This window comes from Aureispira anguillae, from assembly GCF_026000115.1.
In the GTDB taxonomy this organism is placed as follows: Bacteria; Bacteroidota; Bacteroidia; order Chitinophagales; family Saprospiraceae; genus Aureispira; species Aureispira anguillae.
Genome location: NZ_AP026867.1, coordinates 4,069,767 through 4,093,731, shown reverse-complemented (window position 1 = coordinate 4,093,731; position 23,965 = coordinate 4,069,767). Strand labels below are relative to the sequence as shown.

The following is a 23,965-nucleotide window of genomic DNA, read 5'->3' as shown; positions in this document are numbered from 1 at the left end:
TCCCGCTTGCTTTTTATACAAAATCGATAAGGCTTATGGACAGCAAGGCAAAGCGACTGGGAAGGGGACGGTTTAGATTGGAGGATGGAAGAGAGGTACGGTATGCTCCCGTAAAAGGGGAGCAGTTGAGCTGGGAGCGAGTGTATCGCCAAACCATCTTGACCAAAGAGGAGGAAAGAAAAGGCAAAATCTTGAGGTATGATTTGACCAAAGTATTGAAGGTAAAAAGGGGCTTAGAGCAGGGAATGCGTCCGATGAAAATTCACCAGACAACAGGGATCGCCCGCAGTACCATTGATAAGTACCGAAAAATACTCTGCGAAAAAGACATCAAACTACAGGGAAAAGACACTCAAACGACAGAAAAACTCCATTGTGTATTCTTTAATAGCTTGATATGCAGTGATTTGGGTTTAAATGCTACACCCTCCCTTTTATTGCTTCTAGCCCCTCTTTTGATGTTGATGCTCTGGGGGTGGCTAAAAGGCAAATGGCTCAAAGAACAACAAGAGCACTTGGCGCACCAACAGGAAGCGGATCGCCTGCGCAAATTAATGTACCAGGTAAAAAATTTAAGTTTTCAACGAGAGCCTTTGATTTGTACGACCAAAGTAGAGGCAACCTACTACAAGGATTTGCTAAAACATTTTAACAACCGAGGAAGAACGGTGGAGCTAATCGAACGGAAACTAAACCAAAGCTCGCATCAACATGCAGCAAGTAGGAGCCGATTTAATGAACATTATTATTCGACCCATAAGCACAAGATCGCAGAAGGTCAGCAAAGGGCACGAGAGTACTGGGAGGGTTTGATAGAAGCAGGTTTATTGGATTATTTGAGCAGTCCGAAAGGAGCCAATTGGGAAGCTTCCAAAGCCTATATTGAAGCGGTGACAGCCTACTTAGTAGCGAATCCTAAACCAAAGGCAAGCGATCAGGCAAAACAAAAACTAGCCTTGGACCTATTGACCAGCAATACAATTGAATTTAAGCTTTAAATAGAATGAGATGGAAGGAAAAAAGACCAGAGCGCTATTAAAGAAATGGCATGAAGAATACCCAACGGCTTGCCAACTATTAGTCAGCTCCTTGGAACAGATCGACCAACAGTTGGGCAATGAGTGGATTCCAGTTGAGCTGATGATAGAATTTCATCAAGCCTTGGCGCAGGATATGATGATAGAAATACAGGAAAAGACAGCGGAAACGGGAACGGCTATGATTCGATTTGATCAGTTGAACCCCTTGATGAAATTTCACTGGTGCGGAAAACGCTATCTAAAATTAAACAATCACTTTAATGGAGCTTATTCCAATTGCAAATGCCTAGACACAAAAGTAGAACACAAGTTTAAACCCGATGACCTCTGTTTGATTCCAGCACAATTTTTAATCCATCAAGGCGCATGAAAGGACCCCAACGAATAGAAGTGTTTCTGTCAGAATTAGAAGGAGCGCAGCCTGCACTTTATTTCCATTGTACGAGCTTGGAAATCGATCGAGTGGGGATTGAAAATGTAGGAGGCGCTTTAAATGTGATCATGTGTTTTTTGGGAAAGCGATACGGGAGCCTGCCGATTTTGGGAACCAATTCTTTTGTAACGGCTTGGTTTTATCGACTAGAACAGCCAAGTATTTTTCCCCAAGAGCAGCTTTGGCAGTGGTTAGAAGGCTGTGATTTAAAGTACAAGAAGCTGCCAATAGTTTTTATCCCTGTTGTATTTCCTGTTTTTCCATAGAATAAGCCACTGATAATGTATATACAGAACATAGCATCGTTAAAATCAGAATTTAAAATAGAAACGGTCGTAAAAGCCTATTATCCAGCTTGGGATGGTCGATCCAAACTCTCTTGCCCCTTTCATGAGGAAAAGACCCCCAGCTTTTCAATCTCCATCCCCAAAAATATAGCGAGCTGTTTTGGCGGTTGTGGGACTTATGACCCCATCGGCTTTGTTAAGCAGGAAGAAAATTGCTCCTTTATAGAAGCAGTGATAAAATGTGCGAAGCTTCATGGACTAGAGGTTCGGTACAATCAAAAAATCAGCCCAGAGCAGCGCCAAAAGCAAAAGGAAAAACAAAACAAACAATTGAGCCTATTGCACACCAATAAGCTGGTGGCAAAAGCTTATTTTGATCAAGCCTACATCGAAAAGGTTCCTGAATCGGTAGCGTTTAAAAACGATGGTCAGGTACGAATTTTAGGCAAAAAAACGGTTGAAAAATTTCAAGTCTGCACGACTCCAGAGCAGTGGGATTTTCTGCAAAAAAAGACCTTTGATCCCTTGACCTTATTGGCGTTGGACTTGATTGCTCCCAGAGAGCAGGGCGGTTATTACGATGTGTTTAGAGCCAAGCAGTTGTTTCCCATTCACGGGCGAAACAATCAGATTGTCGGTTTTGCAGGCCGTCAATTGATTCGCAATAAAAAGTATCCCAAGTATAGAAACAGCAAAGAAACCAGCATTTACCGCAAGAAAGAAGTATTGTATGGTTTGTACCCTCAAGGGAGCAGCATCCGCAAACAGGGGATCGCTTATTTGGCAGAGGGCTATTGGGACGTATTAACGCCTTATGATCGAGGCTTTAAAGGGATCTGTGCAACCTGTGGCACGGCGTTGAATGAGCGGCAAGCGCAGCTCTTAAAACGCTTTGCACCAAGGGTGTGTTATTTAGCGGACAACGATTCGGATAAAAAAGAAAATGCAGGACTAAAAGCGGTTCGCAGCGGTCTGCCGATTCTAATCAAGGCACAATTGCATGTTGATGTGGTAATTTTTCCAGCAGGGGAGGACCCTGATAGTTATATGCGCCTAGTGGATTTAGAAAAGTTTGAGGAGTACATTCAGCACCATCGCAAAGATGCGGTTTTGTGGTACGTAGAAGATGCCTACGAGCAGAGCAGTAAGGATGCTTTTGACAGTGCGAATATTGCAGAAGATATAATAGATACGATTAAGCACATACAAAATGAAAATCTAATCGACATCTATTGCACCAAAATACCTAAGCTGTTAAAACTAAAGGTAAGTACGTTTAGGATGCAACTGAGCAATGCCAAAAACGAGCTGTTAAAATCCTGCTCGGAGGATGGGGATTTAGAAAATGGCTTGAATAAGGATCAACGGCTAAGTTTGATGAAGTACGGGATCTATGAAATGAACAACCAATTGATGTGCAGCCGAGTGGATGAAAGCCATGTAGCAGTGTCTAATTTTATAGTAAAACCCTTGTTTCACCTGTCGTCCAAAGAAAATCCCAAGCGCTTGTTTGAAATCATCAACCGTCAAGGGCAGCGCAGAATATTAGACACCGAAACAGCCAATCTAGTGAGTTTAGAGAAGTTTAAGAATGTGGTGGAGTCACAGGGCAACTTTGTTTTTTCGGGCAATGCTATCCAGTACAATCGTCTAAAACGGAAGGTTTATGACATGATGCAAACCTGTTATGAGGTGGACACTTTAGGGTATCATAACGATGGTTTTTACACCTTTGGCAATGGTATTTATACCTCCAACAAAGGGTTTATCGCCTCGGATCGATATGGGGTGTTAGAGTATGCAGGCAAGCAATATTTTTTACCCGCCTTTAGCGACATCTACAAGGATTCAGAAATGCTCTATGACGAAGAAAAGAACTTCATTTATAAAAAGTCCGTGTTGTCGTTTAAGGATTGGGCAGCGTTATTTTGCCGAGTGCATGGCACGCATGGGCAGATTGCCCTTTGTTTTTACCTCACAGCACTCTTTCGATCTCATATTCTAAAATATGCAAAGGTACCCTTATTAAATCTTTTTGGGATGCCAGAAACGGGAAAGAGTTTACTGGCTGAAAACTTGATATGTATGTTTGGCAGCAAACCCCTGGGCTTAAATATCCATAGTGGAACCAAGGTAAGTATGAACAATAAACTGATGGTGGTACGAGATGGATTGGTGTTGTTTGAAGAGTATAAAAATTCAATTGATGTTCCAAAGTGTGAAACGCTAAAATCAACGTTTGATAATACAGGAAGAGAACGAGGTCAAAAGTCAACGACTAAGAATTTAAAGACAAAGATCTATTCCACGGCAGTATTGGTTGGACAAGAATTACCAACCGCAGATGTGGCGCTGTTTACCCGTTGTATCACCTTGTCTTTTTCGAAGACAAAATACAGCCAAGCAGAGAAGAATCTAGCGGAGCAATTAAAGTCGTTGCGAGGGAGCTTGTCGGGGATCACGGCAGAGCTGAGCACCTTGCGCCCAATTATAGAAGAACGTTTTTTGGATAACTACAACCAGCTTTTTGCTGAGCTGAGAAATCATTGCCAGTCGGAAGGGGTTTCTTCTCGAATGATAGAAAACAACAGCATCTTATTAGCGGTGTATGAATCCTTAAAAGATAGCCTAGAATTTCCCTTCAGTAGAGATGCCATATTTCACAATTGCGCCGACAATCTATTTGAGCAAAATCGACAAATCAGCAATGAAAATGAGGTGTCGGTCTTTTGGTCTTTGGTTGAATATTTGGCGGTTTCTCAATACCTCAAACATGGAGAGGATTATCTAATCAAACAGGGCTCAAAGGAACATCCCTCAAAGCTATTGCTGTATATCTCTTTTAGTAAGGCTTATCCTTTGTACCGAGAAAAACACCACAGCCAGTATGGTAAGCAGGGCTTAAATAGAACCTCTTTACTACATTACCTAAGATCCCATCATACGTTTATAGCGGCTAAAAAAGCGGTTCGTTTTGGGAAGAAAAATACATCTGCCTTTGTCTTTGATTACGAGAAATTGGGTCTAAATCTGATGGAGGAACCAGAGCCCGCAAAAACAATTTCCCTAAGTGAGCAGGAATGGGCGGCAGCCAGTCAGCAGGTGAATCAATTTAAAAAACAAAAAGGTAGAAGATCATGAACAAAGAAAAAAGACAAGCACTTTTGGAGGAGTGGCAAACGCTCAAAGATCAACTAAAAGACAGTCGTTTTATTGATCCAAGTGTAATAAGGCGGTTGGATGAAATCCATTCGCTCTTAATAACAGAGGGTAAAAGTGCTGGAGTGCGCTGGGAATTTAAAAGAGGAGATTATTACAGAAAAGGATTAAAGATCAATCAACCCTATAATAGAAAAGGAGAGGTAGGCTAGACAAGTAAGGACCATAAATCAAGAGCAATGAGCAAGCGAAAAACAAAAAAAATAAACTACAATTCCATCGCCTTATTAAACTGTCCAGAAAATGATGGAGGAGCTTATATCCGAATCCGTATGTATGGAGATGTCAATAAAAAGGGAAGTTCTTACGATTGTCAAATAACAATAAGCGATTGTAACAATCGAGCGTTGTTGCATGGCGAGTTTGGAAGCCCAGAGGGCAAATACAATACCTTATATAAGATCAATACTTTAATAGATGAATTGGAAAAAGCAAAAAAGGAACTAGAAGCAATAACAGAAGAACACCATTTAAAAATTAAAGCTCCAGAATAAGCCCCAAAAGATACAGCCCCCTCAATTATTATTTTATCATCAAAACAAGTCGTAAACATGAAACTAAAATTTGAAAAAACAATTAAGGGGGAAGCAACAGGCTTTGCGGAAAAGATATTAGCAGGGCTGTACATTTATGCCAAAGGACCTCAAGAGAAAAAGGAGATCAAAGAATGGCACAATAACATGGTAAGAGCGCAGCAGATCCAACCATTTATGAATTCTGTAGCGGATCGTTTTCGCCGCTTTCCACCCAAGTACCACAGTTTAAGAAGCCAAAAAAGTCCCATAAAAGTAGGGGATGAAATAGAATTTTTGTTGATGAAAACAAAATCTACAGCGGTTGAGTTTTGTCCAGCTAGAAGGGTGATTGCGATCCAATATGTTAAGCTGAGCAAGCCCGTTGAAGCAGGGGGCGCTTATAGCGTAGCCCTATCCAATGACAAGGAGTATTGGCTGCCGCTCAACAATAATTTTGTATTGGAGGAATTGGCTAGAAATGATGGCTTTGCTTCGATGGAGGCTTTGTTGGACTATTTTTTACCCTTGGATTCCAAGCAAAATGAATTGAGTTTAAAATTGGTGCATTGGACTCAATTTCGCTATCCCATAAATCCACTAGAACGAGCTGCTTCAGTAGGAGCAGAGCAATAAAAATATTCATAATCAAAGGATAAAAAAGGAAGAACTTATGGAAAAGGAAGAACAGGGCGTAATTATATCGTTTCCTTATGAAAACAAACATATTGCTCCCGCCAAAGAATTAGCCCAAGAACTAGAGTTAGTAGTTCAAAACGAGCAGTTAGGTTATGTGGTTTGGGATAGCATTACCTTAGAATTTGATGTAGTTAGAATGGCATTGTATGGCGCAAATTGTGAGCAGATATTTGAAGCCATAAAGCCTACCTTAACGAATGCGAACATCAAGGCAATGGCAACCATTACGCTTAAATTTGGGCAAAAAGAAATAGACGTTGAACAGGCGCTAGGAGAAGGCTATGAAGAAATGGATCAGGAGGAAGTTAAAAAGGTGGCAAAATTACTCCAGAGGAAATTACCTCCTAAGCATGGTTTTTTATTGGTAGCTTATTCCACGAATGGGAAGATGGTGGAAGTCTTAACCGAGAAAGGAGTTCCTGATCCTGAAGAACTGATGAAGGTATATGCTATCTTAGTGTCCAATATGATGTAAAATTAGCGAATAAAAATAATAGAAGCAAGCATGCAAAAACGAGAAGTAATAACCTTATGTGGATCGAGCCGATTTAAAACCACATTTCATCAGGTAAATGAGCGCCTAACCCTCCAGGGAAAAATAGTGATCTCAATGGGAGTTTGGGGGCATTTTTTGAGCGAGGAGGAACAAGCGGCAAAGTTTTCTCCTGAAGTAAAGGAAAACTTGGATCGCCTTCATTTTGATAAGATCGATATGAGCGACAGTATTTATGTGGTGAATGTTGGCGGTTACATTGGTTTTAGCACAGGACGAGAAATTGACTATGCCAAAGAACAAGGAAAAAAGATCTATTATTTGGAAGCAGCAAGCGATGAAAAGTAGACTTTCGTTCATATCTCCATACTAAATAGCCCTGAATTAAAAGCCTCACTTTCTTATGACTTATTGGTGGCGTAATTTTGCAGAATTACGATTGTTTAACACTAAAAGTCGGGAATCATGCTCTATACCATATATCTACTATTTGCCCTCATTCTTAGTGTTTTGCTAGGAATGAGGCTTTTGCCATTGGAGGAAAGACAAGCCCTCGAATTGCCTTCAATCCTGAGCCCCACCATTCCAATCTCTAATCCTCCCCAAGGTCCAAAAAGAACGGCAAAATGCCAAGGTTATTACCGCAAGCAAAAAGCAAAAAGAAGGAAAAGAAGACGGCTTGCTAGAAGGAGTAAACAACAAAATAGACGAATCATAAAATCCAATTAAGGTATGGCAAAAGGAGAGTATAGAAGCGATGAATATAAGCCGAATCAATCGATTGATAAATCTGTTGTAATTGACTTATTACAGCAGCGAATTAAGGCCTTAAAACAAGTAGAGCATAGGAGCGTAATCCAAGAGGCAAAAGCGGCGACAAATGAGCTTGAAATTCGAATCAATTTGATGGTTCAGCATCATATTTATGGCACGATCAACGAACTAAAATTAATCATTAAAACCATAGAATCATTATGATGGAGCAAGAGAACCAATCCCCTGGAAAAGAAACGGAAATGGTAACCGAGGCAATCAGCGATTTTGATCCCCTAGAAGCACTAGGGAAGGAGCAGGGGGAAGCAATGCAAAACGATTTGGAACCAAAGGAGGAAAGGCTAGAAAAAAATGCTGAAAAAGAATTAGAAAAAACAGAAAAAAAACTGGAAACCCTGCTAGAAAGGGAGGTGGAAGAAATAGAAGAAGCCTCGGAAAAAACGCTGGAAAATGTTGAAAAAATTCCAGAAAAAGGAATAGAAAAACTGGAAAATGCTGAAAAAACAGCAACCGAACCCGCTGTTGCCAAGGAAGAAATGGACTCAGACCCTTTAGGCAAAATGGCAGAGCAGGACCAAATAAAGGAGCCGCTAATTCAGTCCAAAAAAGAGCTGAGCCAGGACTATAAAAATAAGTTGGAGGAATGGGGCAAAACAGGACTGGACTTTTTGGATGAAATGAAGGTCAATTTATGTGTGGCAATAGGAGGAGGTCAGAAGTCAGAATATGCAGCGGATAAGAAGGTGAAAAAAATGTTTTTTGAAGCGACTCAAGAACTGCTAAAGAGCAAGGAGCTGAAAGCCCCCACACCAACCCAGGCGTTTTTATTGGCCTTGGCAATGATGATAGGACCTTCTTTGGGTTTAGCAGCCTTTAGAAAGTACACCCAGCCCGATTTGGAGAATCGAGTTTTGCCAGAAAAGGCAGCGGCGAGCACAGTCCCTCAAGCACAAACCGACTATCGTTCAACCAAAGAGTATCAAAAGGGGCGAACCCGCTTTAAGGTTCACGCCAATGGCTCCTATTTATATAATACAGAAGGGGAATATACAGAGGTAAAATATGCAGAGGATTATCCCTCACCAGAAGTGCAGAAATTAATAGATGAAGGAAAAAAGAGTAGCGAAATAAAAAATATTATCTATGCCTAAGCCATTTGTCCTAGCGACTTTCGGGCAAATGCACGCTGGGAAAACGTATAATTTAGAAGAATTTGCTAGGGAAATACAACGAACCAAAATTGTCTATAATTTTGGACGAGCCTCCGATTGGCAAGGCTATGAAGCCATAGAACTTTCTGAGCAGAAGGGGAAACTCTACTTCAGTTATAAAGGGAAAAAGCTGTTGTTTGCCACGAATTTTATGAAGCTATTTCGAAATAAGTGTGTGAAGATAGCAACGGTTTTTGAGAATAAGATCTTACAGCTATTTTATGTTCAAGTAGCAGCGATGAATACCAATGTCAAACACGCTTTTTTGATGATAGACGATGCTACAGCAGTTCTAAATAGTAATCTGACACAGGTAGAACGAGCCGTGATCTCCCGATGCAAACACTCCGATGTTTGGTTGGCATTAGCCTCCCACGATCCTCAATATTTTCCTCGTCAAGCTTGGGGCTTATTAACCCATGTTCGCCTATTTAGAACGATCAACCCACCCCCCATTGGCAAACGAGATGTGATTCCCTGTTTTGATGCGCTAATGGAAGCTTGGCAAGTCCTACAAGATGCCCCCCAATATTCTTATTACACCCTAGATGTTTACCAAAAACGATTAACGTACACCGCTTATAAAAGCAAATAGTCATGATAGAAAATCTAGTAAAAAGTCAGTTAGAAAAGCAATTGAAGAAAGAAGCGCCTAAAGTGGCAAAAGTAGTGTTGAATAATTTTGAAGCCTTGATGGATGAAACCTCTGCACAAGAAGCCTTACCACCCTTTGATATGAGCATCCATATTCGACGATCAGGCAAGGAGGTAAAGGCAATCGTTCATTGGGAGGATATAGCCCTGCGGACGATTGATATGACGGGATTAATAATAGAAACCTTTGAAGAAAGCCTAAAAGGGGTTCCTAAAATGGCAAAGGGTTGGGTGAAGAAAATGATGGCGGGGGATTCAGTGAATACCATTGTATTAAATCTATTGGAGGACTGTTGGTTATTACTGAAGTATAATGAGGAGGATGAATTGGATACCTACAAGATGGAAGAAGGGGAGCAAACGCTATTGGATTGGGAGGAATTTATTGCCAATATCGAATTGTAGTAGATGATAGGAGGGGCTGACATAGAATTATTAAAGCCAATGCCAAAAACAAAGCTGGGGCGTTATCGGGGGCAAGTGGGTGTTTTTGTCATTCGGGAAAAAGACCAGGTACTTTATGTGGGCTGGGCTAGGGATATTTATGATTGTTGTTGTCGCTATTTTAATAAAGATGGTCCTTTGGAGGAGTACGAAATCAAACAAGCCAGTTTTGAATTGCTGCTGTGTAGTTTGTATCGAGCCAAAAAGGTGACTCAGATCCTTCGCAATCATTTGCAACCGAGTAAAAATACCCTGTACCTGCCTCCAAAGTTAAACCGCAATGAGCGCCAGCAAAAACAACGATTATTAACCTATTATCGACAACATTCTTTTTTTGAGTCATCAACAGGGGATCATAAAAGTGATGAAGAAAAGGCAAAAGAATGAGTGTTGTGGTATCAACATTTTAATATGCAAAACAAAATTCAATTTATCCTCATTATAGGATTAATGGTTTATAGCATTTGGTTGCAACAATGCAGGGGAGCAGGGAAGGCTAATTCAAACCAAGAACAGCATCCTGATACGACCATTGTATTGGATACGCAAATGCCTGCCCCCATTATCGTACAAATGCCACGACAAGCGCCTCCAGCGCCATACATTATTTACATTGATAGCACAAAGCAAATCGTTCCTACCGCTCAAGTCGATCCCAGCCAGCACGATAGGGCTCAAGTTTACCAGGACAGTATAGAAGATGACAACTTAACGCTTTATTATAAGTCAATGGTGCAGGGAGAATTGTTGGATTATGAGTTGGATTACCAATTGAAGATCCCCAAGAAAATTACCAAAACGGTGACGATTACAAAACCTATTCCTCAACCAGCGCACAGTTTATTTTTTAATACTGGAGTGGGGGTAGATCTCCAGGGTTTTTCTAGTGTAACAGTAGGAATGCAGTTTATGAGTAATAAGGGTTGGGCATTGGGCTATCATTACGATGTGTTGCAGAATCGACATGAGGTGAAGTTGGGAATTCGATTGTGGAGACAGAAGAAATATTAAAATAATAATATTGTTTAATTTTTTAGTTAAATATATATATATTGAATAATATTATTCAACAAATTCAGCAATATATGAAAGCAAAATTAGGAAAACTTGATGCTGTCAATAATACCAAATATGGTAGCTATCAATCCTTGTTCAAGAAAAAGGTAATGGAGGTATTAAAAGACCCTAAAGCTAATGGTACCTGTGATTATGTTTTAGTTAGCGGAGAACATTTAAGTTGGAATGGAGGATCAACAAGTGAAGAGCAACCTTTATTGTTTTTGGGACAAAAGACAAGTTGGGAAAAAGAGGTGAAAGCAAGTAAGACGATGGATTTAAAAGCCTATTCGTATGGTACTTGTAAGTTAGTAAAAGTAGGCTCGGATGTACAAATTGCTCTTTGTCCAGAAAAGGGGAAATTAACTCAGGATACGCTATTAAAACCTCTAAAAAAGGTATTTAAATCGTTTAAACCAAAAGCTTATTTGGAGGTAGTAGCTGATTTAAATGAGGTAGAAAGTTCTACTGTTGTAGATGCAGATCAAGAGGATGAATCGGGGCTTAATTTATTAAAGTCAATCGGGGCAGATTTGCAAAAATATCACTTGGCAATAGAGAAAATTAAAAAAGCGATTGTTGCTGCAACGACAGAAGAGGACAAAATGCCTTTGTTAGTCAAGCAAAATCAAGTTTTAAAACGACTCAAACATTTGTGTGCTTCTTGGGCGACCGATATTGTGCCTCAAGCAGAGCAATTAATTACAGAAAAGCAAGGCAAAACTTGGCAGAAGATTTATCAAAAGTGGAGTACCTTTTTTGAAAAGCGTAAAGCTGCTAAAGCGGGAGATTCTTCAGATCAGGAAGGTGTTAAGGCACAAGAAGAGAATATTTATACTAAGGCATTGAAGGATGTTGAGCTATTCCATGCAAATATAGAGAAGGGGAAATGGATTAATCCTAGTATAATTGAAACTAACATTGAAAATCTAGCTGAGCATTTGAATAAATGGAAAGCTTTTGTTGAAAAAAATCAATCTACTCTAGAAAAAGAATTAAGGGCTTTAGAAGATGTTTTAATAAAAACACGAAAAGATTGGGCAAAATTAAAGCCTTTAGCAGTAGAGTATTATGCTAAGGATCAGGAATTAGGTCAGGCGTTAAATAATTTTAATTTAGAATTAGCCCAGAATCTAATGAATGAAATGGAAATTATAAATAATAAAATTAGCAAACTTTTTTAAAGAGAAATATATGTTACAAAGAATCGGTTTAGCTCTGCTTGGTGGTGCAGGTGCAGGGTATAAAATCAATCAAGAAAAAAGGAGACTAGAAACGTTAGAATTAGATAATAATAGAAGAGAGTTTGAAGAAATTCTAGCAAGGCAATCGGAAGAAAGCCCTAAGTTTACAATAAAATTCACTAATAGTATATTTTTCTATATGAATAGAAGGATGCAATCTGAAGGGTATACTATGACGGATGAACATTTAGATGCTTTTAGAACAGAAATTGATAGAGATAGCGGAATGTGGTACAAGCTGTTTGCTGAAAATGAAATTGTGGTGAATACTCCAAATAGTGATGATTGCACTCCTGTTTTTAGAATGGGGAAATTTTTCCATTGGTCATTTGTCGAGAAAGTTAAGCCTCGTTTTTATGAATAAAAAAATATTTTGGCTGCATGCTCTACCTCCAAAAAGCAAAACCCCATAATGCCTCAAAATGGTTAGGCTTAGTTCAACAAAGTCGTTTAGAACTAGAAAATTGGATGCCATATTTAAAAAAAATAAAGAGGGATCAAGAAGCAGAAGCATATATTCAAAAGAATGCACACCTAGACTTTTATTTGGGTGTGCATATTTACGAAATTTGGGCATCTAATACCTTGGTAGGATTAATTACATTGCATAGCGGTCGAATGCTAACTCAATGTGTAGAGTTAGCCTATTGGCTAGGTTCCGATTATAGGGGAAAAGGTTATGCAACCCAAGCTTGTCAATTCTTAATTTCAAAGACGTTTATAAATACAAAAATTACCAGAGTTCGTATTAACTGTTTAACTACGAATCAAGTGAGCCAAGCAGTTGCTCATCGTTTGTGCTTTAAGTTAAAAAAAGAAGAAAACCAAATACTCTATTTTGAAATGAACAAAAAAGAATGGCTAGAGCATTATTTTGAGGATGAGCACCTACTCAGGATTTTAGAAGAAATTGATTTTTCTTGATTTAAATAGGGGGATATCTCCTCGTTTGTTGCTGTTTATTAATGGTTCTAAAACAACCTGTTTTTCTTAAAACTAAGTTAAGATTGATTGCTTTAGTTTGATTATTAGTAGAATAGGTTTAATTTATATAGGAAAACTTTTTAGTTTTTATGGTAGACCGCAAGCAGTATATTTTATTTATACTAAACCTCGAAAAATGAAGAGAAAGAAATTGGAATCCCTGAACCTACGTCTAAGAAAAGAATTAACCCTCAGCCAACAAACCTGTAAAGTACTGAGAGAGCAACTAGAATCTATAGAGCGTCAAATCCTAAAATTACGCACAGAAAAAGAACAATTTCGCCGACATTATAAGGCTAAAAAAACGGATTTTGAACTTTATGTACAACGGACCGAATCTCAAGCACTCAATTCTACTTTAGTAAAGAATATTCAACTAATTAGAGCGAACAAAAAAGCCTGTATTAGCTTATTTTCTAAACTAGAACGAGAATACCTGTTTTCTTTGGGAGAAGATCAAAAAGCAAAGAAGCAAGATGTAAAATATTTACTGGAACAAATAGAAAATGTTTTGGAAAGTTTATAAGAACAACTTTAGAAAACCAAGAAAAAAACGTAGAGCGCTCTAATCTTATTGGATTAGGGCGTTTTAATTGCTATGATTCTATTAATCAATAGGCTAGATAGTGATTAGATATTAACAAGTATTAACAACTTTTTAGCGTTTTTTTTCGTTTCTTTGTAATGCAATGCAATTTTTTTGAAACATAGTTTGAGTCCATAATAATTATTTAGGAGCGTATGAGTTTAACCATAACCAATTACAATAATAATCACTTCTGGGGAATTCTCAATACCATTCAGGGGGTGGCAAGTATTTATTCAGGAGTAGGTAAAAACCTTTTGAGTATGTTTGTATTATTGGTTGTTACGCCTTTTTTGTGGATAGGGCTTACACTCTTGGGAATTTATGGTTTGTATGAAATAAAAAGAATGCATAGAGGATTAAAGGGGATGGTCATCAATACAGAAAAGGATTATGATTTTCTAAAAAAAGAGTACGACAGGACTGAAAATGCTCTAAAGGGTCGGAAGATGGACCCATCTAAAAAGATGCCCTTTGTAATCGTTATTTTTTTTGGACCGATGTATTATGCTGCAAAAGAGCTGAATGCTATGAATAAAACCTTAAGCGAAAAGCTCTATATTTTACCAAAAAATCTTAGCTCAGCGCAAATTTCAGAAGCAGCTAAACTGAATGGGGGATTAGAGGAACTCTTGGAGGATGGTGATGATGACTATGCAAAGGCAATCGCTTTAGGACAGATAAAATTCATAAAGCGCTAATGCCAAAATATGAACCAGGAGATGTCGTTTTTGCATCCTTCCCTTTTGAAGATTCGAGAGCAACCAAAGGACGACCAGTAGTAATTATAGAAGTATTTCCTGATGCTTCCTTTACTTGTATGATAACAGGTACCGACAAACGAGGAACCCACAAGGGCATTTGGGTTGAAAAGGATTCTGAAGCTGGTCAACAAATGAGTCTTCTAAAAGATAGTTTTATCAATGCTGAACGAACAGTGGAAATCAAAAATTATATGATTCATGGCATAATAGGTTATTGCCCACTTATGGATGAACTTGAAGATTTAGTAGATTAATACCTTTGCCTTCTATCACTCAATAGAGGGCTTTTTTGTGCCCCACGATTTATAACTATTCCCTGTCAATATAAAAAATCAACCAAACAGAGCGCTCTAATCTTAGAAGATTAGGGCGTTTTTTTGTTTAGAGAAGGCAGTATAAATGAAGAGTTGGAGATATGCACGGAGATTGCACTTTTAGTGAGTGGCTAGAGTAGCGATCAATAAAGCGATAAAGGTCAAAAAAAGCCTGCTAGATTTCTGCATATATCCGAGCGTATCTCCATGCTTTTGAACGAAGGATCAACCCGATAATTTGGATGGAGGGGCAAAACTAGGCGATCTTTGTAACTAGAAGAAAAAGCTAAACCTTAAAACAATTTAAGAATGGGATTGATACCAGATGAATCAGAACATGACATACGAGTTCGCTTTTTTGTAGACCCATTGAGTCTAGCAATGACAGGGACAATGTTTTTGTTATTAATGGCCATTTACTTCAAGGTACTAAAGCCAAAGTCATGAAAGAAGCCCTAAAAATATTGCTGAGTTGGCTGTTGAGTTGCTTTAGCTTGGGTATTTATATCGGAGATGGAGCAGAATTGGATAGCCTACTACAACAGTTAAGAAAGTTTGGTTTACAAGAACAAGCCTATGAACTGGAGCTGGTCTATCTATCATTGATTATCAATGAAGCATTCAAAACCTTAATGATGTTTTTATCGCTGATGTTTTTGTTCTTAGCGAATCTGAAGACCATTCTTTATTGGCTGGATAAGGTTAGCTTAAAGGTCAAAAAAATATACAAAAAAGCAACTGATTTTTTTAAAATTAAAAACAAACCTAATCATGAAAATTAGAGTTTTATTTCCAGTAGGAACAGAGTACTACTTAGAATCCCCTTGGGTAGAAGTGAATGGAAAGCGCTCATTTGAACCCGTAGTAGGGCAGCCCAAATGGAAGTTGACTGATACCGTAAAAGAAGCCTTGCAAAAAGGAACGGCAGCAGTAGATAACAGCATGAGTATTTCAGATGTCTATACAGCAAGCCCAACAGGACCAATGGTTAAACCAATGGCATCAGGAATCACCCAGGAAACGGAAAACAATCAAATCAGTTTGACCTTGCAATCTGCCGTAGCAGGGAGTGTTGTTCGTTTGGGTTTGGCAGGGAACAACTTGGGCATTTTTGATGGAGCAGAGCCCGTTAAGGACATGACTATCGGAGGCACCTTTGGACCTGAGACAGTAAAAGTATTGGGGAATTTAGCAAATTATGGTTTTGTAAAAATCAAGAAATTGCACTTTGAAGCAAGTAGTGCAGATGTATTTGCGCTTACGCCTCGATTCAAAACCTATTCTCATGTAGGGGAGTGCAAGCAAGACAAAAAGTTGTACTATCCCAAAGCTTCAGCGGATGATGATAATACCAATATTCGCACAATGGATGAACGCTTTTTGAAGGAGAATGATATAGATCTAACCTTAAATGGAAAGAACTATTTGGAGATTCCTGTACCAAATGGAGAAAATGTAAACCTGACTTTATACACTTGTTTTTATCCAAAAGGATAGCATCAACTAAGCCAAAAAAAACTTAAAAACGCCAATGCGCTATGGGCGTATTGGCGTTTTATTTTACCCTAAACGAATGAAAAATGGCAGCAGCAGCAGGATTCAATTTCGAAAATATACAAATCGGAGACATTCTATCGGACATTAATATTGGGAATCATGGGATGAGCAGTAGAGATGTAGCAGCAATGGTGATAGGAATTGCAAGGGGGCGAGAAAATGAAAAACGAGAAGCGGAGCAAAATGCCCTTCAAGACAGAGAGCGCCGATTGATAATCGCTGTAGGTTCATCCGTAGGTTTGGGGCTGTTTCTACTTATTATTTATCTAATAACACTAAAACTAAAAAACCGTGGATAAGAGTCAATTTGAAATCAAATTACTGCCTGTAGCAGGCAGCAACCTGAGTACTTCAGGGGTAGCGAGTGCAGATTCAAAAGAAAATACTGCAACGACGACAACAGCAACAACAAGTGTTCCCGACCCGTTGCCCTCTGGTAACAATACGCCTACAAATACAAGCCCAGATGGGACAAAGCCAGGAGCAACAGTAGCAAAGCCCGATTCAGCGTCTACAAGTACTCCAGCAATGGATCGTTGTAAGATCTGCAAGTTTTTTGATATAGCCCTATTGTCTGTTTATGGAGCATCCGTGCTAGTCTTATTAGCCCTAGCGTACAATTTGGTAAAGACCGCAAAACCCTCAGATTAATTGAGGGATTAGCAACTAATTTTCTAACCAAAAAATAGCGAAGGCATGGATGAGCAAGAGGATTTAATCAACAGTCAATTTGATCTCAGAGATGAGAGCAATAATCAATCTTTGGGAGCGAGTAGCCCACCAGATTCGCAGACAAGTGGTAGCACCAACACCAATACGAATGTTAACACGAATAAAAACAACACCAATTGGGGGGATATATTGGATGGTTTTGCTGCAATTATTAGCTCAGGAGCAAACTTGACAGATTCAATTGGCAATGTAGCAAATGGGGGAGCTCAAGGAACAACAACAAATACAAATCAAATAGGACAAAACAACAATAATAATACAAAACCCAAAGGGATAAGCCCTCTGGTGATCGGAGGAGGTATCGCCTTAGTATTATTGTTGGTGGTTCTAATAATCTATACAAGCAATGGAAACAACAGCAGCAAACCCAAGAGTTAGAAGAGGACCATCGACTTTATTGATTGTACTTTTATTGGTTCTATTGGTAGGAGGGGGAATTGGTGTGTTTTTTATGCTTAAGCCCAAAGGTAAGGATCAGGATCAAGAAAAGAACCCAACGGATAAGAAGCCTAGTGGTGCTAGTGGGAGACAGGTAACCGATACACATTTTCAAGTGCCCCCAACTATATTAGCAAGTATAACTAATGGGGGAGGTGTAACTGCTCCAACACCAGGAGAACTAGGGAGCCGTCCAGATAAACCAATTTATTATAAACATCCCAAGGTTTTGGAGCATATTGCAATAACGGCTAGTGAGTGGCAAAAAGAGGGAGGGGCAAGAATGGATGCTATTCGCTCACTATATGATATAGGAAGACCAATGATAGAAACACATTCAGATGCACAACAATGTATCTATGAAATGTTTAGTAAACTAGCTTATATCGACTATACAAGTTATCCAGATCGACGTTATTTAGCCTTTCCAATTTATGGAACATTTGAACCCAAAGGCAAGCTCTATCGGGCTGAATTGAAAAATATATTAGATCGAGGTTGGGAAGGTTTGAATTTGACGCACTCAAGAGATAGTTCAGCTCCTTGGTGGTGTAGAGAAATCGGATTGAATCTATTGGTAGGTACAACAGTTTCTAATACTCCAAAAACAGATAATGTTTGGAGATCTTGGGCACCACGATCAGAGCTAGATTTTTATAAAGGGTTTAATAGACATTGGGTTCAGGATGCTGATCTTGCAGATGTTTTTATCAATCGTCATAATACTCAACAAGTGGTATGGAAAGATCATCCAGATGCTAGAGCCGCTTATTGTGCTACAGGTATGTATGAGTTTGTGGAGGATTGGGTAAGAGAAATTGATCGTCTGGATGAAGTAACAAGATTTTCTGTTTTTAAATCGATGAGATCAGATAAGAATCCTGATCGTTGGTATTTCAGTTATGTCAATCCTGAGTCAGGAAAAGATGAAAAGAATACAAGTGATAATCCATTTTATTTTATGGAAGGTTCAACAGATTCTAAAGGTCAAAAAATGAGAAAATAAGCTTATCAAACAAGACTAAATAAAACCAATGGCAACAATAAAAAAAGCACAGATTGACGAAAAATACCTATGGATAGGAGGTGGTATATTGGCTGTAATCGTGGTCATATTTGTTTTTGGGCGGTTATCGGGAAAGGAAGACAGCAAAGATCCTAGTGATGCCAACCCGAATATCCAACCCATTACGGTAAGTACCGATTCAGGAAACATAGACTGGGACCCTTCCGCCCTGGTAAAGGAAATACATACCGCCTACAAAGTAAATTGGACATCAGGAAGGTGTAAAGCCCTTAAAACCTTGATGAATTTGCAAGATGTACAACTCAGAGCAGTAGCCGAAGGCTATTTAAAAGTCTATGGAGAAACCTTGAGAAAGGTATTGGAAGGAGCTTGGGTAGCCTGCTGGAATGTGATTGGCAACGATCCCCATTACATCGTTATTAACCGCTTAAATACCTTACAAATACCCTAGTGTTTAAATGTTAACAGAAGAATTCAAATAACTATAAAAACTAAAAATCATGGCTGAAGAAACGGCAACAAAACCAAAGAACAAAAAAGCAAACCAAACAAAAATGTGGTTGGGCGCTTTGATTTTATTGGTACTGGTATTGGGAGGAATCAACTTCTATTACATGAAAAAGAACAAAGCCTTGCAAGCAAAATTGGACAAACCTAGCACCAATGGAACGGATTTAGGAGGGGATCCCATTCCGAATAAAAATGCAGCAACGGATAGCACGACCTCCCTCCAGCAAATGAGCATGGCAGGCGATAATAATTTAGGAGGACCACAAGCATAAAAAAATGAAAGCAACAGCCAAAAAATATAAAAAGCCAATGATGGCAGTGGCTCTGTTTGCGCTCTTACTAGTAGGCTACTTCACCCGTGAAAAGTGGTTGCCATTTTTCCAGAAGGATGAAGTAAGCCCTAGTAATGGAGTAGGGCAAGGAGGCAATACGCCACCCAGCACAACGGCAAACTCAAACACAGTGGATAAGACCAGAGTGCTAAAACAAGGAGATCGAGGGGAAGCAGTCAAAGAATTACAACGACTGCTCAATGGAAAGCATAAGAGCAATCCACCTCAAGTAATTCCGCTTTTGGTAGAGGACGGGATCTTTGGTACCAAGACAGAAATTATGCTGCTCAAATGGACGGGTAAAACCGCTATTTCAATTAACCAGCTTATTATAGAACTCGCAAAATAGCAATAGATATGCCCTTATTAATCCCATTTATAGTAGGAGCCAGTGCCACAGGTTTTTGGTGGTGGTCATCAAGCAGCAAAGAGGAAGATCCTACTTTTACAAGCGAGCTATTTAAAACCCTCCAGCCTTTTTTAATCCTGGTCTTGGTCGTACTAGCCCTAAGATGGTTGTATAAACAAGGGACGGCTAAGCCAACAAAAAAATAGAGATGAACAAAGAAGAAGCAGGTTTATTGGGAGCAAGCCTAATGACCATAGCCATTTTTATGTATGGTATAAAACACAAGATGGGCTGGAAGTATTGGCTGTTTACCTTATTGATCTTGCCAACCTCTGGTGCAGCGATTGGTGTTGCTCTAGGAAAGTCTGAGCCATTAAAAAAGGTAGAATTGGAAAAAGAATCGTGAAGAAACATTAGCCTATAATGGATGGATCGACAACGAATCAAATCATAGTGCTTAACAACAAAGCTTAAAAGGATGAAAACTAAAACTAAAATTCTTGTTGTATTGTTTGTCTTAACCTTGGGCGGATTGACTATTTATAAATGGCAAAACAAACGCAACAAAGCCACTATCACCATCACTAAAATAGATCAGACCACTCAAGAGGTCCATTTTAAAATGTCCTACAAAGATCTGGATTTTGCTACTGTTGTTAAGCTGGGTGGGATTCGTCGGCAAGTACTCCAGGGTTATGTTTTTGAAGCAGTGACCAAAGGCAAAACTATTGTGCTTTCAATTCAAGATAAAGCAGGGAAGGAGCTGGCTCGTAAAATAGTAGATTTTAGCAATGGTTAGCCTAGATAAACAAAAAATGGGCTTCGCAGGGTTACTGCTATTGGTGCTTCTTGTCTTATTTTGGTTCCAGAGCCAACGTAAATGGAATGATTGTCTTATGCAATTCGCTAACAACAATTTCTTATGGCGTAGAAAATAACAACACTCCCAGCATCAATATTTGCTTGAGTGGTAATTTTACCAAGCAAGAACCCAGCCCAGCCCAATTGAAGAGCTTGAAGAAACTGATTGCTCATTTGCGTAAGCAGCTACCTCAAGAATTAGCGGTTACAGGTCACAGAGACTATAAAGCCACGAGCTGCCCAGGATCAAATCTATACAAACACCTCCATCAATTTCAATTGGCATGAACAAAGAAAATTTAAAATGGCTGGGAGCAGGGCTAGGGTGTTTTATTCTATTCTTATTAGTGGTGAAACTCCTTTTTGAGCGCAAGGTTGCCCGTTATCAAAATGCCTGTGAAAAAGCCTTTGGAAGACTGGACCAAACTCAAAAGGATTCCATAGCGCAAATTATCAGAGCTTTTGATCGTTATGGGGACAAGGACAAAAATAAGCTTGTCTATATTCTAGCAACAGCTCGTCATGAGAGCAATTTTAGACCGATTCGGGAGCGTAGAGCAAAACCGAGCCAAACAGAAGTTTACCAGGATCAAAATGCGTACTGGTATACGGGGTATTATGGGCGTGGTTTTGTACAGTTGACTTGGAAGCGTAATTATGCAAAAATGTCTAGGTTCTTAGGTATTGACCTGGTTGGTCATCCTGATTTAGCTTTGAATCCTAAATATGCAGCTCGCATTTTAGTATATGGCATGATTCAAGGTTCTTTTACTCGTAAAGCGCTGGGGGATTATATCAATGCTCAAGAGCAGGATTATTATTATGCTCGTAGGTCTGTTAATGGGACGGATCGGGCGGCTTTGATTCAGGGGTATACCTTTCAAATTTTTGAAAATTTATGAGTTTTTGTATTTTGGTAGATGTGATATTTATGTTTTTTACTGTGGATAGTTTAATATAGTTATCTTGAAATGAGGAACCGTGAGTATATAATACCGTACGGGAAAAGTAAAATACGAAAAGTAGGAGTTACAGCAGAGCAAAGTCTATGATTTTGCAGAGTGAGATGTGAGCCCAATTTTAGGTATTACATAGTGGTCCAAATGGATTATATACATTGTTTGTAGACAGTTATTTTTTTATTAGACCATTTTTATCAATTAATTCTCCATGTATTTCTTTTTTATAGGAGCAAGTTGTGTTTTTAATTGAAAATTCTAGGGCACTACTTTTTAGGATTTCTTTAATAATATCTAATCTAATAGTCAGGTTTTGATTTTCAAATGTGCAGGGCAATTGTTTAAGACGAGTTGTTATTTCTTCTTTAGTATAATGTTTAGGAATCATCCAAGTTGTCCCACTTTCATATTCAGGAATGACATATTGTATTCCTAATTCAGTAATAAGTCTAGAAGTTTTAGTGAAATCTTTAATAGAAGAAATAGTAAAGTCAATTTTATTATTTCGAAAGCCTAATTCAAATCCCCAGATCCATTCGTCCAGAGAATAAGCACTTCCTGGTTGAAACATCTCACCTGAATTTTTTTCAATAATATATCCCTGAAATGCACCAACCCATGGTTCTCTTTTAGCTATATCTTTTTCTATAAAAGGAATGTACCATAAGGTTTCTTTTTCAATAATTGGAGAGTTTTTATCAAGAATATAGTCAACGCCAGTAATTTTACTCCATCTTTTATTCGCTTTATTTAGTACTAATTTTGTAGCATCTTCAACTGTCATATTTTATCTTTTTTTTATAACATAAAGTTTTGGTGAAAAAAGGAGAAGTGAGTACACTGAAAATTGTCTGCAACAAAGAATTACTAGGATATATAAGAATATATATGCCATTGTTTATACTGATTTGTTGTACAGTATTTACCATTCTTAAGGGGAACAGATCTCAATGAAATATAAAAATATTATTAAATTTAATCCCAAGATTAACGTAGAAAATTTTAAACACTAAAATAATTTAAAAAGAATGGAGTTAATTCAACCTGCTGAGATTTCTGGGAAAATTATGACATTAATAGATCAAGCAAAAGAAGAATTAATTATAGTTTCACCATATAATAAATTTACAGCTTGGAAAAAACTAACACAACGAATCAATAAAGCTCAACAGCGAGGTATAAAAATAAAATGGTACATTAGAAAAAATATTGAAAATAATGTAGCCGAAATTCGTCAAATTGGAATTGAGCCAATTGAAGTTGAAAACCTCCACTGTAAAATTTATTTAAATGAGCAAAATGCAGTTGTCACGTCAATGAACCTTCATCAGTACTCTGACAGTTCATCAATTGATATTGGATATCTAATTACTCAAAAAGATAAATACGAAGAAATAATAAAATTCATTGATGTATATATCCATAATCCTATAACCCAAAAGAGCATATCTACAGGTAAAATTAGCCATCAAAAAGGAAATTCAGATTTAAACTTTATTGATTCTCTAGTAGCCTTTTTTACTGATCTAGGATATGAAGAAATTAGTAATCGTAAAAATAAATTTGGTCCAATCCTTTTTCTAAGTGACTTTTTCCCTAATTTTGATTTAATCTTTGAGCCTAAAGGTTGTTACTATCGGATAGACTTAAGAATCAACTATCCATATAAGAAAAAAAGGGCTATTTATGATTTCCTTAGAGGAAGAGAAAATGAGTTAAACAAACAGCTTGGGTTTAACATCAACTTTGGTCATCAAATGAAACGACTCAAGTTAGATTTAAATATTTTTGAAAATTATGACTATAATAACTGGAGTCATCATGAATTTGAGATTCTAAAACCAGTTCTAGTTAACTTATTAAAGTCTTATAAAAGATTAATAAATAACGCTGTACAACAATGCGTGTAGAGCCATATAAAAAGTAGTTAAAAATAAAATACATTTTCAAGAAATGAATTTAACTCCTGAAGAAACTATATGCCAAATCGATTCCCCTATAAATATTGTATCTGAGCAATTGTGGGGAATCTTAAAAAGTGATAAAAACTTAATTTCAGAAAAAAAAAGTTTGAATAGCTTTAAATTCAAGTCTAGAGAAACTTATGAATGGAACTTCCCACTTGTTCTTAGCAAATATGAAGGAAGTATAAGCTTGTCCAAAAACAAAAACAGTACAATTGTAATATCTAAAATAAATATACAGTCAGCAACCAAAAATATACTAACGTTTTTCGTTATGTTAAGTATTCTATTTACTCCTATTATCCTTTATGGCTTAGTAAATCCTGAAAGTATGGGTGTTGAAAAAGAAACAAGCTTACTCAGGTTAATTTATTTGATGATTATGATCCTTATTCCTATATCAATCTATCTAAAATTAAAACTATTTAAAAAGCTTGGAATTTCTACTGAACAGTATGTAATGACTAAACTAAATAGTATCTTAAAAGAAGAAAAATAAGCAACGGTCAATAAGAGCTATAT

The 23,965-nt window shown here is 38.0% G+C and carries 40 protein-coding genes; 39 read left to right on the top strand and 1 reads right to left on the bottom strand.

Annotated features, from left to right (window positions below):
* Positions 1-35: 35 nt before the first annotated feature.
* The 37 genes from AsAng_RS16080 to AsAng_RS15900 all read left to right on the top strand — a co-directional run bounded on the left by AsAng_RS16080 (position 36) and on the right by AsAng_RS15900 (position 21,422).
* Positions 36-998 (top strand): hypothetical protein, encoded by a 963-nt coding sequence (locus AsAng_RS16080; RefSeq protein ID WP_264788124.1) that lies wholly within the window; start codon positions 36-38, stop codon positions 996-998.
* 10 nt (positions 999-1,008) lie between these two features.
* Positions 1,009-1,410, top strand: a complete 402-nt coding sequence (locus AsAng_RS16075) for a hypothetical protein (protein ID WP_264788123.1) — start codon at positions 1,009-1,011, stop codon at positions 1,408-1,410.
* On the top strand, positions 1,407-1,739 hold the full coding sequence (locus tag AsAng_RS16070) for a hypothetical protein (RefSeq protein WP_264788122.1): 333 nt from the start codon (positions 1,407-1,409) through the stop codon (positions 1,737-1,739). The genes AsAng_RS16075 and AsAng_RS16070 overlap by 4 nt, the downstream gene beginning before the upstream one ends.
* Before the next feature lie 15 nt (positions 1,740-1,754).
* Positions 1,755-4,901 (top strand): CHC2 zinc finger domain-containing protein, encoded by a 3,147-nt coding sequence (locus AsAng_RS16065; protein WP_264788121.1) that lies wholly within the window; start codon positions 1,755-1,757, stop codon positions 4,899-4,901.
* Complete coding sequence (locus tag AsAng_RS16060; protein WP_264788120.1) at positions 4,898-5,131, top strand: hypothetical protein; 234 nt, start codon at positions 4,898-4,900, stop codon at positions 5,129-5,131. Before AsAng_RS16065 ends, AsAng_RS16060 begins: the two co-directional genes overlap by 4 nt.
* Before the next feature lie 27 nt (positions 5,132-5,158).
* Complete coding sequence (locus AsAng_RS16055) at positions 5,159-5,473, top strand: hypothetical protein (protein WP_264788119.1); 315 nt, start codon at positions 5,159-5,161, stop codon at positions 5,471-5,473.
* A 57-nt stretch (positions 5,474-5,530) separates the two neighbouring features.
* Positions 5,531-6,127 carry a hypothetical protein gene (locus tag AsAng_RS16050; RefSeq protein WP_264788118.1) on the top strand — a complete coding sequence of 199 codons (597 nt, stop codon included), beginning with the start codon at positions 5,531-5,533 and terminating at the stop codon, positions 6,125-6,127.
* A 37-nt stretch (positions 6,128-6,164) separates the two neighbouring features.
* Positions 6,165-6,665 carry a hypothetical protein gene (locus tag AsAng_RS16045; RefSeq protein ID WP_264788117.1) on the top strand — a complete coding sequence of 167 codons (501 nt, stop codon included), beginning with the start codon at positions 6,165-6,167 and terminating at the stop codon, positions 6,663-6,665.
* A 30-nt stretch (positions 6,666-6,695) separates the two neighbouring features.
* Entirely contained in the window at positions 6,696-7,031 is a 336-nt protein-coding gene (locus AsAng_RS16040) for a DUF4406 domain-containing protein (RefSeq protein ID WP_264788116.1), read from the top strand.
* A gap of 117 nt (positions 7,032-7,148) precedes the next feature.
* Positions 7,149-7,412, top strand: a complete 264-nt coding sequence (locus AsAng_RS16035; RefSeq protein WP_264788115.1) for a hypothetical protein — start codon at positions 7,149-7,151, stop codon at positions 7,410-7,412.
* 3 nt (positions 7,413-7,415) lie between these two features.
* Entirely contained in the window at positions 7,416-7,661 is a 246-nt protein-coding gene (locus AsAng_RS16030) for a hypothetical protein (protein ID WP_264788114.1), read from the top strand.
* Complete coding sequence (locus tag AsAng_RS16025; RefSeq protein WP_264788113.1) at positions 7,658-8,608, top strand: hypothetical protein; 951 nt, start codon at positions 7,658-7,660, stop codon at positions 8,606-8,608. The genes AsAng_RS16030 and AsAng_RS16025 overlap by 4 nt, the downstream gene beginning before the upstream one ends.
* On the top strand, positions 8,601-9,263 hold the full coding sequence (locus AsAng_RS16020; RefSeq protein ID WP_264788112.1) for a hypothetical protein: 663 nt from the start codon (positions 8,601-8,603) through the stop codon (positions 9,261-9,263). Before AsAng_RS16025 ends, AsAng_RS16020 begins: the two co-directional genes overlap by 8 nt.
* 2 nt (positions 9,264-9,265) lie before the next feature.
* Complete coding sequence (locus tag AsAng_RS16015) at positions 9,266-9,727, top strand: hypothetical protein (protein WP_264788111.1); 462 nt, start codon at positions 9,266-9,268, stop codon at positions 9,725-9,727.
* Positions 9,728-9,766: 39 nt separating this feature from the next.
* Complete coding sequence (locus tag AsAng_RS16010; protein ID WP_264788110.1) at positions 9,767-10,153, top strand: hypothetical protein; 387 nt, start codon at positions 9,767-9,769, stop codon at positions 10,151-10,153.
* Positions 10,154-10,177: 24 nt separating this feature from the next.
* Complete coding sequence (locus AsAng_RS16005; RefSeq protein WP_264788109.1) at positions 10,178-10,777, top strand: hypothetical protein; 600 nt, start codon at positions 10,178-10,180, stop codon at positions 10,775-10,777.
* Between the two features lie 74 nt (positions 10,778-10,851).
* Complete coding sequence (locus AsAng_RS16000) at positions 10,852-12,006, top strand: hypothetical protein (RefSeq protein ID WP_264788108.1); 1,155 nt, start codon at positions 10,852-10,854, stop codon at positions 12,004-12,006.
* Between the two features lie 10 nt (positions 12,007-12,016).
* Positions 12,017-12,430, top strand: a complete 414-nt coding sequence (locus AsAng_RS15995; RefSeq protein ID WP_264788107.1) for a hypothetical protein — start codon at positions 12,017-12,019, stop codon at positions 12,428-12,430.
* A gap of 17 nt (positions 12,431-12,447) precedes the next feature.
* On the top strand, positions 12,448-12,990 hold the full coding sequence (locus AsAng_RS15990) for a GNAT family N-acetyltransferase (protein WP_264788106.1): 543 nt from the start codon (positions 12,448-12,450) through the stop codon (positions 12,988-12,990).
* 196 nt (positions 12,991-13,186) lie between these two features.
* Positions 13,187-13,576, top strand: a complete 390-nt coding sequence (locus tag AsAng_RS15985; RefSeq protein ID WP_264788105.1) for a hypothetical protein — start codon at positions 13,187-13,189, stop codon at positions 13,574-13,576.
* A 215-nt stretch (positions 13,577-13,791) separates the two neighbouring features.
* Positions 13,792-14,337, top strand: coding sequence for a hypothetical protein (locus AsAng_RS15980; protein WP_264788104.1), 546 nt, complete (start codon positions 13,792-13,794; stop codon positions 14,335-14,337).
* Positions 14,337-14,654, top strand: coding sequence for a hypothetical protein (locus AsAng_RS15975; RefSeq protein WP_264788103.1), 318 nt, complete (start codon positions 14,337-14,339; stop codon positions 14,652-14,654). The genes AsAng_RS15980 and AsAng_RS15975 overlap by 1 nt, the downstream gene beginning before the upstream one ends.
* A 369-nt stretch (positions 14,655-15,023) precedes the next feature.
* Positions 15,024-15,161, top strand: coding sequence for a hypothetical protein (locus AsAng_RS15970; RefSeq protein WP_264788102.1), 138 nt, complete (start codon positions 15,024-15,026; stop codon positions 15,159-15,161).
* Positions 15,158-15,496: a hypothetical protein gene (locus AsAng_RS15965; protein WP_264788101.1), complete on the top strand. Its 339-nt coding sequence runs from the start codon at positions 15,158-15,160 to the stop codon at positions 15,494-15,496. Before AsAng_RS15970 ends, AsAng_RS15965 begins: the two co-directional genes overlap by 4 nt.
* On the top strand, positions 15,486-16,211 hold the full coding sequence (locus AsAng_RS15960) for a hypothetical protein (RefSeq protein WP_264788100.1): 726 nt from the start codon (positions 15,486-15,488) through the stop codon (positions 16,209-16,211). Before AsAng_RS15965 ends, AsAng_RS15960 begins: the two co-directional genes overlap by 11 nt.
* 83 nt (positions 16,212-16,294) lie before the next feature.
* A complete protein-coding gene (locus AsAng_RS15955; protein ID WP_264788099.1) occupies positions 16,295-16,570 on the top strand; it encodes a hypothetical protein in 276 nt (91 codons plus the stop codon).
* Entirely contained in the window at positions 16,563-16,922 is a 360-nt protein-coding gene (locus AsAng_RS15950) for a hypothetical protein (RefSeq protein ID WP_264788098.1), read from the top strand. Before AsAng_RS15955 ends, AsAng_RS15950 begins: the two co-directional genes overlap by 8 nt.
* Positions 16,923-16,967: 45 nt before the next feature.
* Positions 16,968-17,381 (top strand): hypothetical protein, encoded by a 414-nt coding sequence (locus AsAng_RS15945; protein ID WP_264788097.1) that lies wholly within the window; start codon positions 16,968-16,970, stop codon positions 17,379-17,381.
* Positions 17,350-18,447 carry a hypothetical protein gene (locus tag AsAng_RS15940; RefSeq protein WP_264788096.1) on the top strand — a complete coding sequence of 366 codons (1,098 nt, stop codon included), beginning with the start codon at positions 17,350-17,352 and terminating at the stop codon, positions 18,445-18,447. The genes AsAng_RS15945 and AsAng_RS15940 overlap by 32 nt, the downstream gene beginning before the upstream one ends.
* Positions 18,448-18,475: 28 nt before the next feature.
* Positions 18,476-18,919, top strand: a complete 444-nt coding sequence (locus AsAng_RS15935) for a hypothetical protein (protein ID WP_264788095.1) — start codon at positions 18,476-18,478, stop codon at positions 18,917-18,919.
* Positions 18,920-18,968: 49 nt separating this feature from the next.
* Positions 18,969-19,250, top strand: a complete 282-nt coding sequence (locus AsAng_RS15930) for a hypothetical protein (RefSeq protein WP_264788094.1) — start codon at positions 18,969-18,971, stop codon at positions 19,248-19,250.
* Between the two features lie 4 nt (positions 19,251-19,254).
* Positions 19,255-19,659 (top strand): peptidoglycan-binding domain-containing protein, encoded by a 405-nt coding sequence (locus AsAng_RS15925; protein WP_264788093.1) that lies wholly within the window; start codon positions 19,255-19,257, stop codon positions 19,657-19,659.
* An 8-nt stretch (positions 19,660-19,667) separates the two neighbouring features.
* Complete coding sequence (locus tag AsAng_RS15920) at positions 19,668-19,865, top strand: hypothetical protein (protein ID WP_264788092.1); 198 nt, start codon at positions 19,668-19,670, stop codon at positions 19,863-19,865.
* Positions 19,866-19,867: 2 nt separating this feature from the next.
* Positions 19,868-20,065: a hypothetical protein gene (locus AsAng_RS15915; protein ID WP_264788091.1), complete on the top strand. Its 198-nt coding sequence runs from the start codon at positions 19,868-19,870 to the stop codon at positions 20,063-20,065.
* A 72-nt stretch (positions 20,066-20,137) separates the two neighbouring features.
* Positions 20,138-20,458, top strand: a complete 321-nt coding sequence (locus AsAng_RS15910) for a hypothetical protein (protein WP_264788090.1) — start codon at positions 20,138-20,140, stop codon at positions 20,456-20,458.
* Positions 20,459-20,544: 86 nt separating this feature from the next.
* Positions 20,545-20,808, top strand: coding sequence for a peptidoglycan recognition protein family protein (locus tag AsAng_RS15905; RefSeq protein ID WP_264788089.1), 264 nt, complete (start codon positions 20,545-20,547; stop codon positions 20,806-20,808).
* Positions 20,805-21,422 carry a glycoside hydrolase family 19 protein gene (locus AsAng_RS15900; protein ID WP_264788088.1) on the top strand — a complete coding sequence of 206 codons (618 nt, stop codon included), beginning with the start codon at positions 20,805-20,807 and terminating at the stop codon, positions 21,420-21,422. The genes AsAng_RS15905 and AsAng_RS15900 overlap by 4 nt, the downstream gene beginning before the upstream one ends.
* A gap of 229 nt (positions 21,423-21,651) precedes the next feature.
* On the opposite strand, the gene AsAng_RS15895 is transcribed toward AsAng_RS15900, so the two are convergent.
* Positions 21,652-22,263, bottom strand: a complete 612-nt coding sequence (locus AsAng_RS15895) for a hypothetical protein (RefSeq protein ID WP_264788087.1) — start codon at positions 22,261-22,263, stop codon at positions 21,652-21,654.
* Positions 22,264-22,507: 244 nt separating this feature from the next.
* On the opposite strand from AsAng_RS15895, the gene AsAng_RS15890 reads away from it, so the two are divergent.
* Both AsAng_RS15890 and AsAng_RS15885 read left to right on the top strand, forming a co-directional pair.
* Entirely contained in the window at positions 22,508-23,389 is an 882-nt protein-coding gene (locus AsAng_RS15890; RefSeq protein WP_264788086.1) for a phospholipase D-like domain-containing protein, read from the top strand.
* 43 nt (positions 23,390-23,432) lie between these two features.
* The gene (locus AsAng_RS15885; RefSeq protein WP_264788085.1) at positions 23,433-23,942 is read left to right on the top strand and encodes a hypothetical protein; all 510 of its coding nucleotides are present in this window, start codon (positions 23,433-23,435) and stop codon (positions 23,940-23,942) included.
* Positions 23,943-23,965 lie beyond the last annotated feature (23 nt).

Excerpts from the sequence above, each read along its gene's own strand:
- AsAng_RS15915 (WP_264788091.1), top strand. The coding sequence starts at position 19,868 with ATGAACAAAGAAGAAGCAGGTTTATTGGGAGCAAGCCTAATGACCATA.
- AsAng_RS15935 (WP_264788095.1), top strand. The coding sequence starts at position 18,476 with ATGGCAACAATAAAAAAAGCACAGATTGACGAAAAATACCTATGGATA.
- AsAng_RS15970 (WP_264788102.1), top strand. The coding sequence starts at position 15,024 with ATGGGATTGATACCAGATGAATCAGAACATGACATACGAGTTCGCTTT.
- AsAng_RS15990 (WP_264788106.1), top strand. The coding sequence starts at position 12,448 with ATGCTCTACCTCCAAAAAGCAAAACCCCATAATGCCTCAAAATGGTTA.
- AsAng_RS16070 (WP_264788122.1), top strand. The coding sequence starts at position 1,407 with ATGAAAGGACCCCAACGAATAGAAGTGTTTCTGTCAGAATTAGAAGGA.
- AsAng_RS16040 (WP_264788116.1), top strand. The coding sequence starts at position 6,696 with ATGCAAAAACGAGAAGTAATAACCTTATGTGGATCGAGCCGATTTAAA.
- AsAng_RS15955 (WP_264788099.1), top strand. The coding sequence starts at position 16,295 with ATGGCAGCAGCAGCAGGATTCAATTTCGAAAATATACAAATCGGAGAC.
- AsAng_RS16055 (WP_264788119.1), top strand. The coding sequence starts at position 5,159 with ATGAGCAAGCGAAAAACAAAAAAAATAAACTACAATTCCATCGCCTTA.
- AsAng_RS15905 (WP_264788089.1), top strand. The coding sequence starts at position 20,545 with ATGATTGTCTTATGCAATTCGCTAACAACAATTTCTTATGGCGTAGAA.
- AsAng_RS16010 (WP_264788110.1), top strand. The coding sequence starts at position 9,767 with ATGCCAAAAACAAAGCTGGGGCGTTATCGGGGGCAAGTGGGTGTTTTT.
- AsAng_RS15890 (WP_264788086.1), top strand. The coding sequence starts at position 22,508 with ATGGAGTTAATTCAACCTGCTGAGATTTCTGGGAAAATTATGACATTA.
- AsAng_RS15975 (WP_264788103.1), top strand. The coding sequence starts at position 14,337 with ATGCCAAAATATGAACCAGGAGATGTCGTTTTTGCATCCTTCCCTTTT.
- AsAng_RS16060 (WP_264788120.1), top strand. The coding sequence starts at position 4,898 with ATGAACAAAGAAAAAAGACAAGCACTTTTGGAGGAGTGGCAAACGCTC.
- AsAng_RS15920 (WP_264788092.1), top strand. The coding sequence starts at position 19,668 with ATGCCCTTATTAATCCCATTTATAGTAGGAGCCAGTGCCACAGGTTTT.
- AsAng_RS15885 (WP_264788085.1), top strand. The coding sequence starts at position 23,433 with ATGAATTTAACTCCTGAAGAAACTATATGCCAAATCGATTCCCCTATA.
- AsAng_RS16005 (WP_264788109.1), top strand. The coding sequence starts at position 10,178 with ATGCAAAACAAAATTCAATTTATCCTCATTATAGGATTAATGGTTTAT.
- AsAng_RS15945 (WP_264788097.1), top strand. The coding sequence starts at position 16,968 with ATGGATGAGCAAGAGGATTTAATCAACAGTCAATTTGATCTCAGAGAT.
- AsAng_RS16000 (WP_264788108.1), top strand. The coding sequence starts at position 10,852 with ATGAAAGCAAAATTAGGAAAACTTGATGCTGTCAATAATACCAAATAT.
- AsAng_RS16080 (WP_264788124.1), top strand. The coding sequence starts at position 36 with ATGGACAGCAAGGCAAAGCGACTGGGAAGGGGACGGTTTAGATTGGAG.
- AsAng_RS15900 (WP_264788088.1), top strand. The coding sequence starts at position 20,805 with ATGAACAAAGAAAATTTAAAATGGCTGGGAGCAGGGCTAGGGTGTTTT.
- AsAng_RS16020 (WP_264788112.1), top strand. The coding sequence starts at position 8,601 with ATGCCTAAGCCATTTGTCCTAGCGACTTTCGGGCAAATGCACGCTGGG.
- AsAng_RS16045 (WP_264788117.1), top strand. The coding sequence starts at position 6,165 with ATGGAAAAGGAAGAACAGGGCGTAATTATATCGTTTCCTTATGAAAAC.
- AsAng_RS15995 (WP_264788107.1), top strand. The coding sequence starts at position 12,017 with ATGTTACAAAGAATCGGTTTAGCTCTGCTTGGTGGTGCAGGTGCAGGG.
- AsAng_RS16015 (WP_264788111.1), top strand. The coding sequence starts at position 9,266 with ATGATAGAAAATCTAGTAAAAAGTCAGTTAGAAAAGCAATTGAAGAAA.
- AsAng_RS16035 (WP_264788115.1), top strand. The coding sequence starts at position 7,149 with ATGCTCTATACCATATATCTACTATTTGCCCTCATTCTTAGTGTTTTG.
- AsAng_RS15965 (WP_264788101.1), top strand. The coding sequence starts at position 15,158 with ATGAAAGAAGCCCTAAAAATATTGCTGAGTTGGCTGTTGAGTTGCTTT.
- AsAng_RS15985 (WP_264788105.1), top strand. The coding sequence starts at position 13,187 with ATGAAGAGAAAGAAATTGGAATCCCTGAACCTACGTCTAAGAAAAGAA.
- AsAng_RS15980 (WP_264788104.1), top strand. The coding sequence starts at position 13,792 with ATGAGTTTAACCATAACCAATTACAATAATAATCACTTCTGGGGAATT.
- AsAng_RS16050 (WP_264788118.1), top strand. The coding sequence starts at position 5,531 with ATGAAACTAAAATTTGAAAAAACAATTAAGGGGGAAGCAACAGGCTTT.
- AsAng_RS15940 (WP_264788096.1), top strand. The coding sequence starts at position 17,350 with ATGGAAACAACAGCAGCAAACCCAAGAGTTAGAAGAGGACCATCGACT.
- AsAng_RS15960 (WP_264788100.1), top strand. The coding sequence starts at position 15,486 with ATGAAAATTAGAGTTTTATTTCCAGTAGGAACAGAGTACTACTTAGAA.
- AsAng_RS15925 (WP_264788093.1), top strand. The coding sequence starts at position 19,255 with ATGAAAGCAACAGCCAAAAAATATAAAAAGCCAATGATGGCAGTGGCT.
- AsAng_RS16075 (WP_264788123.1), top strand. The coding sequence starts at position 1,009 with ATGGAAGGAAAAAAGACCAGAGCGCTATTAAAGAAATGGCATGAAGAA.
- AsAng_RS16065 (WP_264788121.1), top strand. The coding sequence starts at position 1,755 with ATGTATATACAGAACATAGCATCGTTAAAATCAGAATTTAAAATAGAA.
- AsAng_RS15895 (WP_264788087.1), bottom strand. The coding sequence starts at position 22,263 with ATGACAGTTGAAGATGCTACAAAATTAGTACTAAATAAAGCGAATAAA.
- AsAng_RS16030 (WP_264788114.1), top strand. The coding sequence starts at position 7,416 with ATGGCAAAAGGAGAGTATAGAAGCGATGAATATAAGCCGAATCAATCG.
- AsAng_RS15930 (WP_264788094.1), top strand. The coding sequence starts at position 18,969 with ATGGCTGAAGAAACGGCAACAAAACCAAAGAACAAAAAAGCAAACCAA.
- AsAng_RS15910 (WP_264788090.1), top strand. The coding sequence starts at position 20,138 with ATGAAAACTAAAACTAAAATTCTTGTTGTATTGTTTGTCTTAACCTTG.
- AsAng_RS16025 (WP_264788113.1), top strand. The coding sequence starts at position 7,658 with ATGATGGAGCAAGAGAACCAATCCCCTGGAAAAGAAACGGAAATGGTA.